This is a genomic window from Stenotrophomonas capsici (assembly GCF_034961085.1).
GTDB lineage: Bacteria > Pseudomonadota > Gammaproteobacteria > Xanthomonadales > Xanthomonadaceae > Stenotrophomonas > Stenotrophomonas capsici.
The window spans coordinates 1-15,166 of the sequence record NZ_JAYFUH010000107.1 but is presented as its reverse complement, the minus strand read 5'-3'; the positions used below and the strand labels follow the sequence as shown (position 1 = coordinate 15,166).

The following is a 15,166-nucleotide window of genomic DNA, read 5'->3' as shown; positions in this document are numbered from 1 at the left end:
GCGGACTTTGACGCTGGGCATGGAATCTCCGGGACACAATGAAACCGGGTCACGCCCGGTGAGCCGCGCATTATAGTCGCTTTGAGCGGGTGCGCAAGTCCCCCGGGGTTTGCCCCGAGGCTGGGGAGGTTCACAATACGCCCATGAAAGTCCTCGGCATTGAATCATCCTGCGATGAGACGGGCGTTGCCGTCTACGACACCGACCTGTCCGGCGCCGCCGCGCTGCGCGCCCACGCGGTCTACAGCCAGATCGCGCTGCACGCCGAATATGGTGGTGTGGTGCCGGAGCTGGCCAGCCGCGACCACGTGCGCAAGACCCTGCCGTTGATCCGGCAGACGCTGGACGAGGCCGGCATCGCCATCTCCGATATCGACGGGGTGGCCTATACCGCCGGCCCGGGTCTGGTCGGGGCATTGCTGGTCGGCGCCGGGGTGGCACGGTCGCTGGCCTGGGGCCTGGATGTACCGGCCATTGCCGTGCATCACATGGAAGGCCACCTGCTGGCGCCGCTGATGGAGGACGACCCGCCGGAGCCGCCGTTCGTGGCGCTGTTGGTGTCCGGCGGCCACACCCAGCTGATCGCGGTCGATGCCATCGGCAAGTACCGGCTGCTGGGCGAGACCCTGGACGACGCCGCCGGCGAGGCCTTCGACAAGACCGCCAAGTTGATGGGGCTGCCGTATCCGGGTGGCCCGCAACTGGCCAGGCTAGCCGAGATCGGCACGCCGGGACGCTACAGGTTCGCCCGCCCGATGACCGACCGGCCAGGGTTGGACTTCAGTTTCTCCGGCCTGAAGACCCAGGTGTTGCTGGCGTGGCGCGACAGTGACCAGAGCGAGCAGACCCGCGCCGACATCGCACGCGGTTTCGAGGACGCGGTGGTCGACACGCTGGCCATCAAGTGCGAGCGCGCGCTGGATGCGGCCGGTTGTGATGTATTGGTGGTGGCCGGCGGCGTGGGCGCCAACAAGCGCCTGCGCGCCAAGCTGCATGAGGCCGCGCAGCGGCGCGGTGGCCGGGTGTGTTTCCCGCGCCCGGCGCTGTGCACCGACAACGGCGCGATGATCGCCTTCGCCGGCGCGCTGCGCCTGAAGGCCGGCCAGCACAGCCCGCCGGAAGTGAAGGTCACCCCGCGTTGGGACATGGCGACGCTGCCGCCGCTGGTGGACGAATAGGGCAGGAACGGCGCGCGGGGTCGCGGCTGCATCGCCGGATTGATTGCGGTTGCGGGGCATCACTCCGCGCGATTGCACGCGGGATCGCAACGGGTGCCGTTCAGCCAAACGCCCCTGCTTAACGCCCCGGCACGTACCATTGCGTGTTCCCCAATCCCTGTTCCCTGTGTTCAATGGACAAAGTATTCATCGAAGGGCTCGAGATCGACGCCCTGATCGGCATCTACGACTGGGAGCGGCGCATCCGCCAGACGTTGGTGTTCGACCTGGAAATGGGCTTTGACAACCGCAAGCCCGCGGCGAGCGACGACATCGTCGACACGCTGAACTACAAGGCGGTGAGCAAGCGCTTGATGGAATTCGTGCGTGGCTCGGACTTCGGCCTGGTGGAGACGCTGGCCGAGCGCTGCGCGCAGATCGTGCTGGACGAGTTCGACGTGCATTGGCTGCGCCTGAAGCTGAGCAAGCCCGGCGCGGTGCGCGGTGCGCGCGCGGTGGGCGTGATCATCGAGCGCTCGCGCGCTGCCGGGTAACCCCCTGTCCTGAAGCTGCCGGACGGCCTGCCCGGGCCGCCCATCGGGCGCGCGCGCGCCGTCGCGGCCAGGACCCTGCAACGAAGAGGAGCAAGAACCGATGGCGGTAATGGGAATCCGTTGGCTGGACCAACTGGAAAGCACGCTGGCGCCTTATCCGCTGGCGTACCCGGCGGTGGTGCTGGTGGCGCTGCTGCTGGTGGCCTGGCTGGCCAACTTCGTCACCAAGCGCATCCTGCTCAGCGGCCTGCGCAAGGCGATCGAGCGTTTCTCCGGCCCGGAGAAGAACGCCAAGCAGCCGCTGCGCGTGATCGCACGGCTGGCCAACATCGTGCCGTCGGTGGTGATCGCCGCCGGCCTGTCGATCGTGCCGGAACTGCCGCCGGAGCTGGTGGCCGGGCTGAAGGCGCTGTGCCATGCCTGGACCGTGCTGACCATCGCCCTGGCCGTGGCGCATGCGCTGGACGTGTTCAATGATTTCTACGAGCGTCGCCCGGACGCGCGCAACAAGCCGATCAAGGGCTACCTGCAGGTGGCCAAGATCGTGGTGTTCGTGCTCGCCGGCCTGTCGATCGTGGCGACCCTGGCCGGGGTCAAGCTGCTGCACGTGGTCACCGGCCTGGGCGCGGCGACCGCGGTGCTGATGCTGATCTTCCAGGACACCATCCTGTCGCTGGTGGCCAGCGTGCAGATCAGCGGCGATGGCCGCGTGCGCATCGGCGACTGGATCGAGATGCCCAGCCAGAACGCCGATGGCGACGTCACCGACATCGCCCTGCACACGGTGACGGTGCGCAACTTCGACAACACCATCACCACCATCCCGACCAAGAAGCTGGTGACCGAGTCGTTCCGCAACTGGCGCGGCATGCAGGAGTCGGGCGGGCGGCGGATCAAGCGCTCGATCTACCTGGACCAGCACAGCGTGCGCTTCCTCGATGCCACCGCGCTGGAACGGCTGGGCCAGTTCGGCCTGCTGGACGACTACTTCGCGGCCAAGCAGGAAGAGCTGGGCCAGTGGAACGCGCAGGTGGCGCAGGCCCACCCCGAGCCGGTCAACGCGCGCCGCATGACCAATCTGGGAACCTTCCGCGTCTACGTGGAGCGTTACCTGCGCAGCCATCCGGATATCAAGCAGAACATGACCCTGCTGGTGCGGCAGATGGCGCCCACCCCGCAGGGCCTGCCGCTGGAGATCTACTGCTTCGCGCCGACGGCGTGGGCGCAGTACGAGCGCACTCAGTCCGACGTGTTCGACCACCTGCTGGCGATCCTGCCGGAGTTCGGGCTGCGGGTGTTCCCGTGCGCTTCCTCGATGCCACCGCGCTGGAACGGCTGGGCCAGTTCGGCCTGCTGGACGACTACTTCGCGGCCAAGCAGGAAGAGCTGGGCCAGTGGAACGCGCAGGTGGCGCAGGCCCACCCCGAGCCGGTCAACGCGCGCCGCATGACCAATCTGGGAACCTTCCGCGTCTACGTGGAGCGTTACCTGCGCAGCCATCCGGATATCAAGCAGAACATGACCCTGCTGGTGCGGCAGATGGCGCCCACCCCGCAGGGCCTGCCGCTGGAGATCTACTGCTTCGCGCCGACGGCGTGGGCGCAGTACGAGCGCACTCAGTCCGACGTGTTCGACCACCTGCTGGCGATCCTGCCGGAGTTCGGGCTGCGGGTGTTCCAGGAGTCCAGCGATGCGATGCTGATGGCGGTGCGCGAGCGCCAGGACGCAGGCGTGTAGGACGCCGGCGGGGATTGCCGGGAAGGCGCGTGGCCCCGCGCTCCCATTGGGACGGGACGCCGGTCGGGCGGGGCCGTGCCGCGCTGGGTACCACCGGCCCGGCGCCCACCGTGCGGGGCTGTGATCGCGCGCGCTGTGATTCACGGCGGTGGCGCTAGAATCCGCACACTGCAAACGTTTACATGAAGAAGGATTGCCGGTGGCCCACGACCGCATCGAGTCCCTGATCGCCCGCATGACCCTGGAAGAGAAGGTCGGCCAGTTGAGCGTATTCGCCGACATGGTCCGGCCCTTCGTCCCGGACATCAATCCCGAGGCCAATGTCCGCAATGCCGAGCAGGTGCTGGAGCAGGTCCGTGCGGGACGGGTGGGGTCGCTGTTCAACGGCGTCGGCGCCGAACAGGGCCGCCAGATCCAGAAGGTGGCGGTGGAGGAGAGCCGGCTCGGCATTCCGGTGATCCTGGCCGCCGACGTGATCCATGGCATGCGCACGGTGTTCCCGATCCCGTTGGGCGAAGCCGCCAGCTTCGAGCCGGACCTGGCCCAGCGCACCGCCCGCGCCACCGCGGTGGAGGCCACCGCGGCCGGCATCCATTGGACCTACGCGCCGGCGGTGGACATCGCCCGGGACCAGCGCTGGGGCCGCGGTGCCGAGGGCGCAGGCGAGGACGTGGTGCTGGGTTGTGCGTTCGCCGCCGCCCGCGTGCGTGGCTTCCAGGGCGAGGACCTGACCGCTGCCGATGCCTTGCTGGCCACGCCCAAGCATTTCGCGGCCTACGGCGCGGTCGCCGCGGGCATGGAATACGCCCAGGTGGACATCTCGCCGCAGAGCCTGCGCGACATCCACCTGCCGCCGTTCAAGGCCGCGCTGGAAGCCGGCGCGTTGTCGCTGATGAGCGCCTTCAACGACATCAACGGCGTGCCGGCCAGCGCCAACCGTGCGCTGCTGACCGAGTTGCTGCGCCACGAATGGAAGTTCGATGGCGTGGTGGTGTCGGACTACACCGCCGACATGGAATTGATCGCGCACGGTTACGCCGCCGACGAGGTGGACGCCACCCGCAAGGCCTTCCTGGCCGGGTTGGACCTGAGCATGCAGAGCGGTTTCTACGACCGCCACCTGGCCGGGCTGGTCGAGGCGGGCGAGGTGCCGATGTCGGTGCTGGATGAATCGGTGCGCCGCATCCTGCGGTTGAAGGAGGCCATCGGTTTGTTCGATGACCCGTACCGTTCGCTGGATGCCGCGCGCGAGGCCGATCAATCGCATATCGCTGCGCACGATGCGCTGTCGCGCGATGCCGCGCGCCGCTCGATCGTGCTGCTGAAGAACGAGAACGCGGTGCTGCCGCTGAAGAAGCAGGGGCAGAAGATCGCGCTGATCGGCCCGTTCGTGCAGGACCGCGACAACATCGAAGGTTGCTGGACGTTGTTCGGCGACAAGTCGCGCTACGTGACGCTGGAGGACGGCGTGCGTGCGGCGCTGGGAGACGCGGCAAGCGTGGAGATCGTGCCCGGTTGTGCGTTGGAGGCGCCGCTGGACGGCGGCATCGCCGCGGCGGTGGCGGCTGCACGGCGCGCCGATGTGGTGGTGCTGGCGCTGGGCGAGCCGCAGCGTTACACCGGCGAGGCGCAGTCGCGCGTGGAGATCACCTTGCCGCCCGCGCAGCAGGCGCTGGCCGACGCGGTCGCCGCCACCGGCACGCCGTTGGTGGTGCTGTTGCGCAACGGGCGCGCGCTGGCGCTGCACGGTGCGGTGCGTGATGCGCAGGCCATCGCGGTGACCTGGTTCCTTGGCACGCAGACCGGCCATGCGGTGGCCGACGTGTTGTTCGGCGACTACAACCCGTCGGCGCGGTTGCCGGTGAGCTTTCCGCTCGCTTCCGGGCAGCAGCCGTACTTCTACAACCACCCGCGCACCGGGCGCCCGGAGCTGCCGACGATGTCCGAGTTCAAGGCCCGCTGGCGCGAGATTCCGAATGCGCCGCTGTACGCGTTCGGTCATGGCATCGGCTACACCACGTTCGCTTACGACGCGGTGCGGCTGAGCACCGCGCAGATGGATTGGGACGGCACGCTGGAGGTCAGCGCGACGGTGACCAACACCGGCGAGGTTGCCGGCGAGGAAGTGGTGCAGTTGTACGTGCATGACCGCGTCGCCAGCCGGGTGCGGCCGGTGCGTGAGTTGAAGGACTTCCGCAAGGTCGCGTTGGCACCGGGACAGTCGCAGCAGGTGACGTTCCGCCTGGTCCGCGAGCAGTTGGCCTTCACCGGCGTGGACGGCGAATTCAGTGCCGAGCCGGGCCTGTTCGATGTGTGGGTGTGTGCGTCGTCGGCCAGCGGCGAGGCGGCCAGCTTCGAGCTGCTGGCGCCGTGACCGTCCGATAGGAGCGCCCAACGACGCTCCTGCGACGTGGAGTGACAGATGACACCTGCCGGCGGTGGGCCGGCATGCGATGCTCGCGCCATTCCCCGGAGAGACACAAATGGCCGCGCTGCCCGTCTACATGCCCTGGTTGATGACCGCCGGTTTCGGCCTGTTGTACTACCGGCGCATCCGCCGGCACTTCGGTTGGCAGCCGTGGCGTCCGCACCGCAACGTCGCGCGCATCGTGCTGCTGTCGGTGCTGGTGCTGCTGCTCGGCTGGGCGGCGCTGTTCCTGCCGCACGTGGCCTGGGGAATGCTCGGCGGGGCGGTGGCCGGCGTGGCGCTGGGGCTGTTCGCGCTGAAGCACACCCGGTTCAGCGCACGCGACGGCCATGCCGGGTACATCCCCAATCCGTGGATCGGTGGCGTGCTGTCGCTGGTGCTGGTCGGGCGGTTGGCGTGGCGCTGGTACAGCGGCGCGTTCAGCGCCGGGGCGATGCAGGGCGGCAGCAATGCCAGCCCGCTGACGATGAGCCTGGTCGCCGCGCTGCTCTGCTATGGGCTGGTGCAGGCAATCGGGCTGCGCCTGCGCCTGCGCTGAGCGCGGGTCACAGTGGTTTCACCACCTGCAGGTCGTAGCCGCTGGCCACGTCCGCGCAGGCCGAGACCGCTGCATATGCCGCCGGTGCGGGGCTGGTGGCCAAGCTCAGCCGGACGTCGCCGGTGGGCACTTCCTGGAAGCGTTGCACGGCCGGTGGCAGGGTGTCGCTGAAATACAGCATCAGCTGCGCGGTATAGGCCTGCTTCGCCAGGCCGCTGGGCAGTGGCAACGCGGGGTAGGCCAGCTGTGCTTCGTGCCAATGCTGCGGGGCGTCGGCGCGCTGCCAGCGGACCGTGAGCGGGGTGTCGGTGCCGAGCATGACCGGCGCCTGCGGTTCGCGCCGGTTGGGGCAGGTGGCCTGCGCGAGATCCGCGTGGAGCAGGTCGACGTTCTGCCCGTTGAGCTCCAGCCGAACGATCGGCACCGCGCTGGAATCGGCCACCGAAACCAGGGTCAAACCCGCGGGCGCACGGCGGGCGGGGGTGCGCACCAGTCGCGGTGACCGCATCGGCGTGAGGACCACGTCCACATGGTCGGGGTAGTGGTAGTAGACGTGGCGGAGGTCACCCGCCGGCAGGTCGTGTGGCAAGGCGGCCGATGGCCGGCGCAGCGGCACGACATCGGGCGAGGGCCGCCCATCGCCCAGGGCCCGGCCGATCTGCAGGCGGCTCGGCTTCAGCGCGTGCCCGGCATAGGGGAACGCACGGCCGTCGGCGCGCCGCGCCGGCGGCCAGCGGGTGATCTGCGTGGTCTGCCCGACCGGCAGGGCCGGGACCGGCATGACATGGCCGATGCCGGGCGTGCTGGTGAAGCCGGTGCTGACACTGTCGTCCAGCCACAGCGTCCGGCCGGTCAGGTTCACGTGGACTTCGGAAACCGGAGGGGCTCCGAACAGGCCGTCATGTTGCCTGCGCAGGCCCTGCCCCGTGGGTACGATCAGCGCCGCCAGCATGGCCGGGCCCAGCATCGCCAGATGCGCCACCCAGGGTGTCCTGCCGCGGTCGCGGACCAGCGCATAGAGCCATGCCAGCAGCAGCGCCGGCAACAACACGACGCCGAGCAGCGGCGCATAGAGGACGACCAGCAGCGCGGCGGGGTGATCGAGCAGGATCAGCGTCGAGGCGGTGGCGGTGAGGACCGCCACCACCGCGCCGATCACGATGGCGGGCAGGTAACGCAGCAACATCGCAACAGGTCCTTGTCGCCGGATGCAACGGCCGCGATCAGCCGGCCTTCGGGGTCAGCTTGAGCAGGCGGGCGTTGTTGCCGTCTTCCAGCAACCACAGTGCACCGTCCGGGCCCTGCTCTACTTCGCGGATGCGCTTGCCCATGTCGAAGCGTTCCGCTTCGTGGGCCGTGTCGCCGTCGAAGGCCACGCGCACCAGTGACTGCGAGGACAGCCCGCCGATGAAGCCGCTGCCCTTCCACTGCGGGAACAGCGCGCCGTTGTAGATGACGAAGCCGGCGGGCGAGATCACCTGGCGCCAGGTCACCACCGGGGCGATGAAGTCCGGGCGGGTGTCGTGGTCGGGGATCGGCCGGCCGTCGTAGTGGTCGCCGTTGGAGACGATGGGGTAGCCGTAGTTGCCGCCGCGCTGGATCAGGTTCAGCTCGTCGCCGCCCTTGGGGCCCATCTCGTGCTCCCACAGCTTGCCGTTGCCGTCGAAGGCGATGCCCAGCACGCTGCGATGGCCCAGCGACCACACCTGGTCGGCCGGCGCACCCTGCGCCACGAACGGGTTGTCGGCCGGAACGCTGCCATCGTCGTTGAGGCGGATGATCTTGCCCAGGTTGGTCTTCATGTCCTGGGCGGGGTCGAACTTCTGCCGCTCGCTGGAGCTGATCCACAGCTTGCCGTCCGGGCCGAAGGCCAGGCGGTGGCCGTAATGGCCGCGGCCGCTGACCTTGGGGGTCTGCCGCCAGATCACCTGGGCGTCGCTGAGCTGTCCGCTGCCGTCGGCGGCCAGCACCAGCCGGGCGCGCGCCACCGCGGCCCCCCGGGTGTCGTCCTGGCCGTCCTCGGCATAGCTGTAGTAGACCCAGCCATTATTGGTGAACTGCGGATGGGCCAGCACGTCGCCGAAGCCGCCCTGGCCGCCATAGGCCACGGTCGGTACGCCGCTGATCTCGCTCCGCTTGCCGCTGGCCGGGTCGACGTGCAGCAGCTTGCCGGCCTTTTCGGTGACCAGCAGGCTGCCATCGGGCAGGAAGGTCATCGCCCACGGCTCGTTGAAGCGGGCGACCTCGGTGGCGGCGAAGGGCCATTGCGCGGGCTTGATGGCCGCTTCGGCGGCCGGATCGGCGGGGTCGGCGGCGCAGGCGGTGCTGAACAGCGCCGGGGTGATCGCCAGTGCGAGGCTGAGCAGGAGGGGACGGGGCATGGGGTTCTCCAATGAGGGGAAACGTCTGTCCAACGGCGCCATTACACCATGCCCGTCGGGGTCTTCCGGGCCCGGGCCTATGGGAAGGTGGCGATGGATCGCATAACGTAGCGGCTCACGCCCAAGACCGGGCGGTGTGTCCCTACAAGGAGTTTGGCTGATGAAACCTCAGGTGCAACGACCCTCGGCAACCTTCATCGCCGCATCGTGGACGGCGTTGATGCTCGGCGCGGTCGCTTATCTGGTGGGCCTGTTCAACGCGGAGATGATGCTCAACGAGAAGGGCTACTACCTGTCGTTGCTGCTGTTCGGCCTGTTCGCCGCGGTGTCCCTGCAGAAGAGCGTGCGCGACCGCGTGGAGGGGATCCCGGTGAGTGCGCTGTACTACAGCCTGTGCTGGTTCGCCCTGTTGTCGGCCTTGCTGCTGCTGGTGGTCGGGCTGTGGAACGCGACCCTGTTGCTGAGCGAGAAGGGGTTCTACGGCATGTCCTACGCGCTGTCGCTGTTTGGCGCGGTGGCCGTGCAGAAGAACACCCGCGACACGATGGCGGCCGACGCGCTGTACGGCGCACCGCCGCTGCCGCCGCAGGACTGAGCTCGCGCGGTACAGTGCAACGACGAAGGGCGGGTGCCATGCACCCGCCCTTCGTCATTTCACCCCCTCCGGCCAGGCTCAGCCCGGTTCGGTGGGTTCCGGTCCCGGTCCCGGTTCCGGGTGGGGCGCGGTATGGCGGGCCACGATGCCGGTGGCGGTGACCCCGCCGGTGGCATTGCCGATGGTGCAGAACACGTCGGGGATGGTGTCCACCGCCAGCAGCACGCCCAGCGGTTCCACCGGCAGCCCCATGCTCTGGGTGATCGGCAGGTTGTTGGTCATGAAGTTGGCCTGGCCGGGCAGGCCGGTCGAGCCCATGCTGATGACGGCTGCCAGCAGCACCGCCACCGCGTACTGCGAGGCATGGATCTCGAAGCCATACAGCCAGGCAATGAAACTGGCCACGGCGATGTACTGCGCCGGGCTGGTGATGCGGAACAGCGACACCGCCATCGGCAGCACCAGCGCGGTCAGCGCCGGCGGGTAGCCCAGCCGGTTGCGCGCGCTGTCGATCATCGCCGGCAACGAGGCCAGCGAGGACTGCGTGCTGCCGGCGATCACCTGCACCGGCACCAGCGCGGCGGCGAAGCGGCGCAGCGGTTCGCCGGCGGCGAAGCGTGCGACCACGTACAGCAGCAGGGTGATCAGGATGTAGATCACGCACATCAGCACGATGTAGTAGCCGATCACGCCCAGCACGCTCATGCCGACCTCGGCGCAGACCACCAGCACCAGCGCGAACACGCCCACCGGCGCGGCCCACAGCACCCAGCGCACGATGCTGATCATGGTGTCGGAGACGGTACGGATGAGGTCGAGCAGCCGCTCGCGGCGCCCGGCTTCCTGCCGGCTCAGGGCGAAGCCGAAGAACATGGCGAACACCACCAGCGGCAGCATCGAGGCCGATGCGGCCGCGGCCAACGCGTTACTCGGGATCAGCCCGCTGATCCACTGCGCCGCCGATGGCGGCGTGGCGGCGGTGGCCGGCGAGCGCAGCGCCTCGCGGAAGGTCCGGATGGTTTCGGCATCACGCGGCACCAGGTCGAGCAGGGCGGGGGTGACCAGGGCCGAGAACGCGGCCGAGCCGACCAGCAGGACCAGGAACACGATGATCGCGTTGCGCGCGGTACGGCCCGAGGCGGCGGCATTGCTGGCGGTGTTGACGCCGACGATGACCAGCGCGGTGACCAGCGGCACCACGGTCATCTGCAGCGCGTTGAGCCACAGCCGGCCGATCGGGCGGGCGACATCGGCCACCTTCAGCGCCAGCGCCGGATCGTACCGGGCCAGCGACAGGCCGACGATGGCGGCGATGGCCAGCGCGATCAGCACCTTGACCGGCGCGGAGACGGTGAAGCGGCGTGCAGGCGTGCTCAAGGCGCGGCCTCCGCCAGGGAGGGCAGTCCCCAGTCACGGCGCAGGCGTTCGTACTCGGCCTGGGGCAGCAGCACGAACACGGGCTGGGCGGCGGGGTTGAGCCAGGCCAGCAGGTCACTCATCTGCTGCGGCTCCATCGCGGTGCAGCCGGCGGTGGCTTCGCCGGGGGCACGCCACAGGTGGGCGAAGATGCAGCTGCCCTGGCCCGGCACGTTGCCGGGGTTGTGTTCGATGACGAAGCCTTCGCGGTAACGGCGGTCGCCGTCGTTGTGCAGGTCCAGGCGCATGGCCTCGGTCGAGCCCTTGACCGCGTCGGCACCGACCTGGGCGGCATCGACGATGCGGTTGTACAGCGGCGAGGCCGGTACATCCATGCAGTAGCTGCTGGCCTGCATCGGCAGGTAGGGCAGGGCGCTGTGGATGTGTTCGGCATAGCCGAAGGCCGGGCCAATGGCGAAGATGCCGGCGGGACTGCGGCCGTCGCCCTCGCGCTTGTGCGGGCCATCGGACTGGGGCGGATGCAGGCCGATGCCCCAGGCGCTGCCGCTACGGCCCAGGGCCACGTCGAAACCGCCGGCATGTGCCTGCCAGCCGTGTCCGGTGCGCTCGAAGGCCTGCAGGTGGCCCGACGGGGTGTCCCAGCTGGGCGTGGTGACCACGATCAACTGGCGCGCGGCGTGCACCGGCGCAGGCAACGAATGGGCCGAGGCGAGCGGGGCCGCCAGTGCGAACAGGCACAACAGCGGTGACAGCACCTGCCGGGCGAGGGAGGGAAACAGGTATGGCATGGCGGCGGCTCCGGCTGTCAGTTGTCGATCAGGTGCTGGATGCGTTCCTGGTTCAATGCCAGTTGTCGTTGCCGGTCCGGATTGGACTGGCACAACAGCACGAACACGAAGTCCAGCAGGTACTGCAGCGAGCAACGGTACAGCAGTTGCGCGATCTGCGGTTGCCGGTCATGCGCGCAGATGGCGAGCGCGGCATCTGCGTGTGCGCGCAGCGGATTGGCGGTGTGGCGGGTGATCGACACGACCTTGCCGCCGACCTCCTGGAACTGGCGCGAGAGCTGCCACAGCTGCGGCAGCTTGCCGAACTCGGAGAACACCAGCAGCACGTCGCCGGGGCGCGCGGCGGAGAGGTTGGCGGTCATCAGGATGGGGTCGGCGTGCTGGACGGTGAGGATGCCCAGCAGCGACAGCCGCATGGCGAACTCGCGGGCGTACAGGCCGTCGTCGCCGAGGCCGTAGATGAAGACCTTGGGCGCGTTGTCGACCAGCGCGATGACGGCCTCGACGTCGGCCTGCGGGTTGGCCGCCATGGTTTCCTCCTCGGCGGCGGACTTGGCGCGGCGCAGCGTGTCGGCGGCCAGCAGGTAGCCGCCGGGCTGTTCTTCCGGCGGCCAGTCGGTGGCGTCGCCGTTGCCGGCCAGCGCGACGGCCGAGCCGACCGAGTACTTCAGGTCGGGATAGCCCTTGAAGCCCAGCTTCTGGCTGAACTTGACGACGCTGGATTGGCTGATGCCCAGCGCGTTGGCCAGTTGCTGGGAGGAGTAGTCGCGCAGCAGGTGGGCGTTGTCGAGGATGAAGTCGGCGATGCGACGTTCGATGGCCGACATCTGTTCGCGCTCGGCACGGATTTTCAGCAGTGGGGCCATGGGCGGTGTGCTGGGGGTTCGTGGGTGACTTTACGGGATGATCGAAGGGTTTGGAGAGGGCCGGGTGCGTGCCTGGGCGCCCTCGTTCGCACGCGGTGTGGTGGTTGCTTTGGGGTGCGCCCCCTCCCTCGCACGCAGTGCGGGGGAGGGCTGGGGAGGGGGGCTCGAGGAGAAAGCATTGCCGGAACGTGCTGCGCTGCAACGCCCGCGCCTTGTTTTGCCGATGGGCTGCGGTGTTCGGTTTGCTTTACGGGACGGCAAGAGTAGAGCCAAGGCTACCCCTCCCCGGCCCTCCCCTGCGCGTTGCGCAAGGGAGGGGGTGGAAGCGACAACAACAGCAACAACGGCAACGGCAATTCGTGCGTCGGCGGCAACGGCTGCAGCAGCGGTTGCCGTCGCCGCGTGCATCACGGCTTGATCATCTCCAGGCCGCGCACCTGGAGGATGCCCAGACCGGGGGCGTCGGTGATGGTGATCTCCGACTCGTTGAAGATCACCCCGCCTTCGACCGGATTGAACTGGCTCAGCGAGGGGCCGTCCAGGTCGACCTTGGTGATCGCGCCGGACTTGGCCACCGCCAGGTGCACCGCGGCGGCCACGCTGATGCTCGACTCCAGCATGCAGCCGATCATGCACGGCACGCCGTACAGCGAGGCGATGTCGGCGATCTTGATCGCGTTGGAGATGCCACCGGTCTTCATCAGCTTGATGTTGATGATGTCCGCCGCGCCCTGCTGGATCAGGTCGAACACCTGGTGCGGGCTGAACACGCTTTCGTCGGCCATCACCGGGGTGTTCACCCGCTCGGTCACGTACTTCATGCCGGCGATGTCGGCGGCCTTGACCGGCTGCTCCAGCAGTTCCAGCACCACGCCGGCGTTCTCCAGCGCGCTCATCGCGTAGACCGCCTGCTTGGCGGTCCAGCCCTGGTTGGCGTCCAGGCGCAGCAGGGCGCGGCCCTCGACCGCGGCGTGGATCGCCTTGACCCGCTCGATGTCCAGGCCGATGTCCTTGCCCACCTTGATCTTCAGCGACTCGAAGCCGCGCTCGACCGCCGACAGCGAGTCGGCCACCATCTTGTCGATGTAGTCCACGCTGATGGTGATGTCGGTGGTGATCACCGGGTCGCCGCCACCCAGCATCTGGTACAGCGGGGCGCCGTGCAGCTGCGCCCACAGGTCGTACACGGCGATTTCCACCGCCGCCTTGGCGCTGGTGTTGCGCTCCAGCGAGGACTGGATGAGGCCGCAGATGCGGTTGAGGTTGCTGATGTCCTCGCCGAGCAGGCGCGGCTTGATGAAGGTGTTGATGGCCTCGATGATCGAGCCGTGCGTGTCACCGGTGATCACCGCCGTGGGCGGGGCCTCGCCATAGCCGGTGTGGCCGCTGTCGGTGCGGACCAGCACCACCACGTCCTCCATGGTTTCCACCGTGCGCAGCGCGGTCTTGAACGGGGTCTTCAGGGGCACGCGCAGCATGCCCAGTTCGATGTCGGTGATCTTCATTTGGTGGTGTGCGGGCCGATGCGCTGGATGTTGGTCATGCGGTCGATGTAGCGGGCGGTGTCGCTGGCCATCATCGGGTCCAGGGGCGTCACCGACACGCCGTTGAGGCTGGCGTGCACGCGCTTGCCGCTGGCGTCGAACCAGCTGCCGCCGGAGGTGTCGTGGATCACCCAGGTCATGCCGTTGGACTGGCCGATGGCCATCATCACGTGGCCCGGGATGTAGACCAGGTCGCCGACCTGCAGGTTGGCGACGGCCGCGTCACGCCGGGCCTTGCCGTCGGCCTCGCTGAAGGCGGTGCGGTCCAGCGCCGGGCTGACCGCCTGGGCGCTGGTGTTGCGCGGCAACAGCACGCCGAAGCTGCGGTAGATCTCCGAGACGAAGCCGCTGCAGTCGCGGGTGTCGTAGGAATGGCCCCAGCCATAGCGTTCGCCGAGGAACTTGAAGGCCTGGGTGATGAGGTTGCGCGGGGTCAGTGGCAGGTAGTCCGCGGCGGTGTCCTGGGAGCGCGGCAACAGGGCCGGCACCAGGGCCAGGCTGCCGTCGGCGTTGCGGACCGGCAACTGTATGACATGGCTGCCATGGCCCTGCTGGCCGTTGACCGGGGTCATCGCCGGCCAGTCGGACAGCACCGGCACGCGCACGCCCATTTCCAGCTGCAGGTCGGACACGCGCGGCTCCTCCGGCGTGTGCACGGTGCGTGCGGTGGCCCCGGTGATGACCCGGTACGGGCCGGTGCTGCCGTAGCCGAACACCTGCGCGGCGTCGCCGATGCCGACGAAGCGCTTCTCCATCCAGGCGGCGTAGCGCTCGCTGCTGACGAACACCCACTTGCCATCGGCGCTCTCGTGCAGCACCGCCACGGCGTCGCCGGGGAACAGCGCCGACTCCTGGAAGCGATCGATGTCGGTGTCGCCTTGGCTGCTGAACACGCGCAGTTCGGTGGGGAAGGCCCGCAACGCGGCGCGGTGGACGACCAGGCCGTACTGGATCGGGCGGCTGGCCGGCACGCGCTCCAGCGCGAGGTTGTCGGTGATGGCCTTGAGCTGGGCCGCGCCCACCGGCTTGCCCTGCACGTCGTACAGGGGGCGGGTGGGGGCGCGGGAAATGCCGTTGATCTGCTCCAGCACCAGGGCGCGCGGCAGGTTGGCCGGCAACGCACGCAGGTCGTGGATGGAACTGTCCTGCTGGCGCATGCGCGCGTTCTGCGCGTCGATCCCGGCGCGGTCCAGGATCACCG

The 15,166-nt window shown here is 68.8% G+C and carries 13 protein-coding genes and 1 pseudogene; 7 read left to right on the top strand and 7 right to left on the bottom strand.

From position 1 onward, the window contains the following. Window positions 1–143 precede the first annotated feature (143 nt). From tsaD to VA603_RS09180, 6 genes and pseudogenes are all read left to right on the top strand, one after another. Complete coding sequence (gene tsaD, locus VA603_RS09205; protein WP_313252566.1) at window positions 144–1,178, top strand: tRNA (adenosine(37)-N6)-threonylcarbamoyltransferase complex transferase subunit TsaD; 1,035 nt, start codon at window positions 144–146, stop codon at window positions 1,176–1,178. A 173-nt stretch (window positions 1,179–1,351) separates the two neighbouring features. After that, window positions 1,352–1,711: a dihydroneopterin aldolase gene (gene folB, locus VA603_RS09200; protein WP_323438615.1), complete on the top strand. Its 360-nt coding sequence runs from the start codon at window positions 1,352–1,354 to the stop codon at window positions 1,709–1,711. A gap of 100 nt (window positions 1,712–1,811) precedes the next feature. Next, window positions 1,812–3,161, top strand: a complete 1,350-nt coding sequence (locus tag VA603_RS09195; RefSeq protein ID WP_323438614.1) for a mechanosensitive ion channel family protein — start codon at window positions 1,812–1,814, stop codon at window positions 3,159–3,161. Then, window positions 3,143–3,448 (top strand): annotated as a pseudogene (locus tag VA603_RS09190) (mechanosensitive ion channel family protein); the annotation flags it as partial. The gene VA603_RS09195 and the pseudogene VA603_RS09190, both read left to right, overlap by 19 nt. A gap of 199 nt (window positions 3,449–3,647) precedes the next feature. Continuing rightward, on the top strand, window positions 3,648–5,822 hold the full coding sequence (locus tag VA603_RS09185; protein ID WP_323438612.1) for a glycoside hydrolase family 3 N-terminal domain-containing protein: 2,175 nt from the start codon (window positions 3,648–3,650) through the stop codon (window positions 5,820–5,822). A 109-nt stretch (window positions 5,823–5,931) separates the two neighbouring features. Beyond that, on the top strand, window positions 5,932–6,414 hold the full coding sequence (locus VA603_RS09180; protein ID WP_132865938.1) for a CcdC protein domain-containing protein: 483 nt from the start codon (window positions 5,932–5,934) through the stop codon (window positions 6,412–6,414). Between the two features lie 7 nt (window positions 6,415–6,421). Here the strand turns inward: VA603_RS09180 and VA603_RS09175 are convergent, their stop codons facing one another. After that, a complete protein-coding gene (locus VA603_RS09175) occupies window positions 6,422–7,600 on the bottom strand; it encodes a hypothetical protein (RefSeq protein ID WP_323438611.1) in 1,179 nt (392 codons plus the stop codon). A gap of 37 nt (window positions 7,601–7,637) precedes the next feature. Further along, window positions 7,638–8,795 carry a PQQ-dependent sugar dehydrogenase gene (locus VA603_RS09170; protein WP_323438610.1) on the bottom strand — a complete coding sequence of 386 codons (1,158 nt, stop codon included), beginning with the start codon at window positions 8,793–8,795 and terminating at the stop codon, window positions 7,638–7,640. Window positions 8,796–8,955: 160 nt separating this feature from the next. Between VA603_RS09170 and yiaA the strand changes: the two genes are divergently transcribed. After that, on the top strand, window positions 8,956–9,390 hold the full coding sequence (gene yiaA, locus VA603_RS09165) for an inner membrane protein YiaA (protein ID WP_323438609.1): 435 nt from the start codon (window positions 8,956–8,958) through the stop codon (window positions 9,388–9,390). A gap of 78 nt (window positions 9,391–9,468) precedes the next feature. Here the strand turns inward: yiaA and VA603_RS09160 are convergent, their stop codons facing one another. The 5 genes from VA603_RS09160 to VA603_RS09140 form a co-directional block, all read right to left on the bottom strand. Then, a complete protein-coding gene (locus tag VA603_RS09160) occupies window positions 9,469–10,767 on the bottom strand; it encodes a dicarboxylate/amino acid:cation symporter (RefSeq protein ID WP_323438608.1) in 1,299 nt (432 codons plus the stop codon). Next, the gene (locus VA603_RS09155; protein WP_323438607.1) at window positions 10,764–11,555 is read right to left on the bottom strand and encodes a L,D-transpeptidase family protein; all 792 of its coding nucleotides are present in this window, start codon (window positions 11,553–11,555) and stop codon (window positions 10,764–10,766) included. The genes VA603_RS09160 and VA603_RS09155 overlap by 4 nt, the downstream gene beginning before the upstream one ends. A 17-nt stretch (window positions 11,556–11,572) precedes the next feature. Next, complete coding sequence (locus VA603_RS09150; protein ID WP_323438606.1) at window positions 11,573–12,421, bottom strand: MurR/RpiR family transcriptional regulator; 849 nt, start codon at window positions 12,419–12,421, stop codon at window positions 11,573–11,575. A 407-nt stretch (window positions 12,422–12,828) separates the two neighbouring features. Then, window positions 12,829–13,926, bottom strand: a complete 1,098-nt coding sequence (locus VA603_RS09145; protein ID WP_132865932.1) for a dipeptide epimerase — start codon at window positions 13,924–13,926, stop codon at window positions 12,829–12,831. Then, window positions 13,923–15,166: C40 family peptidase (locus tag VA603_RS09140; RefSeq protein ID WP_323438605.1), on the bottom strand; the 1,244-nt coding region annotated here is incomplete at its 5' end. The genes VA603_RS09140 and VA603_RS09145, both read right to left, overlap by 4 nt.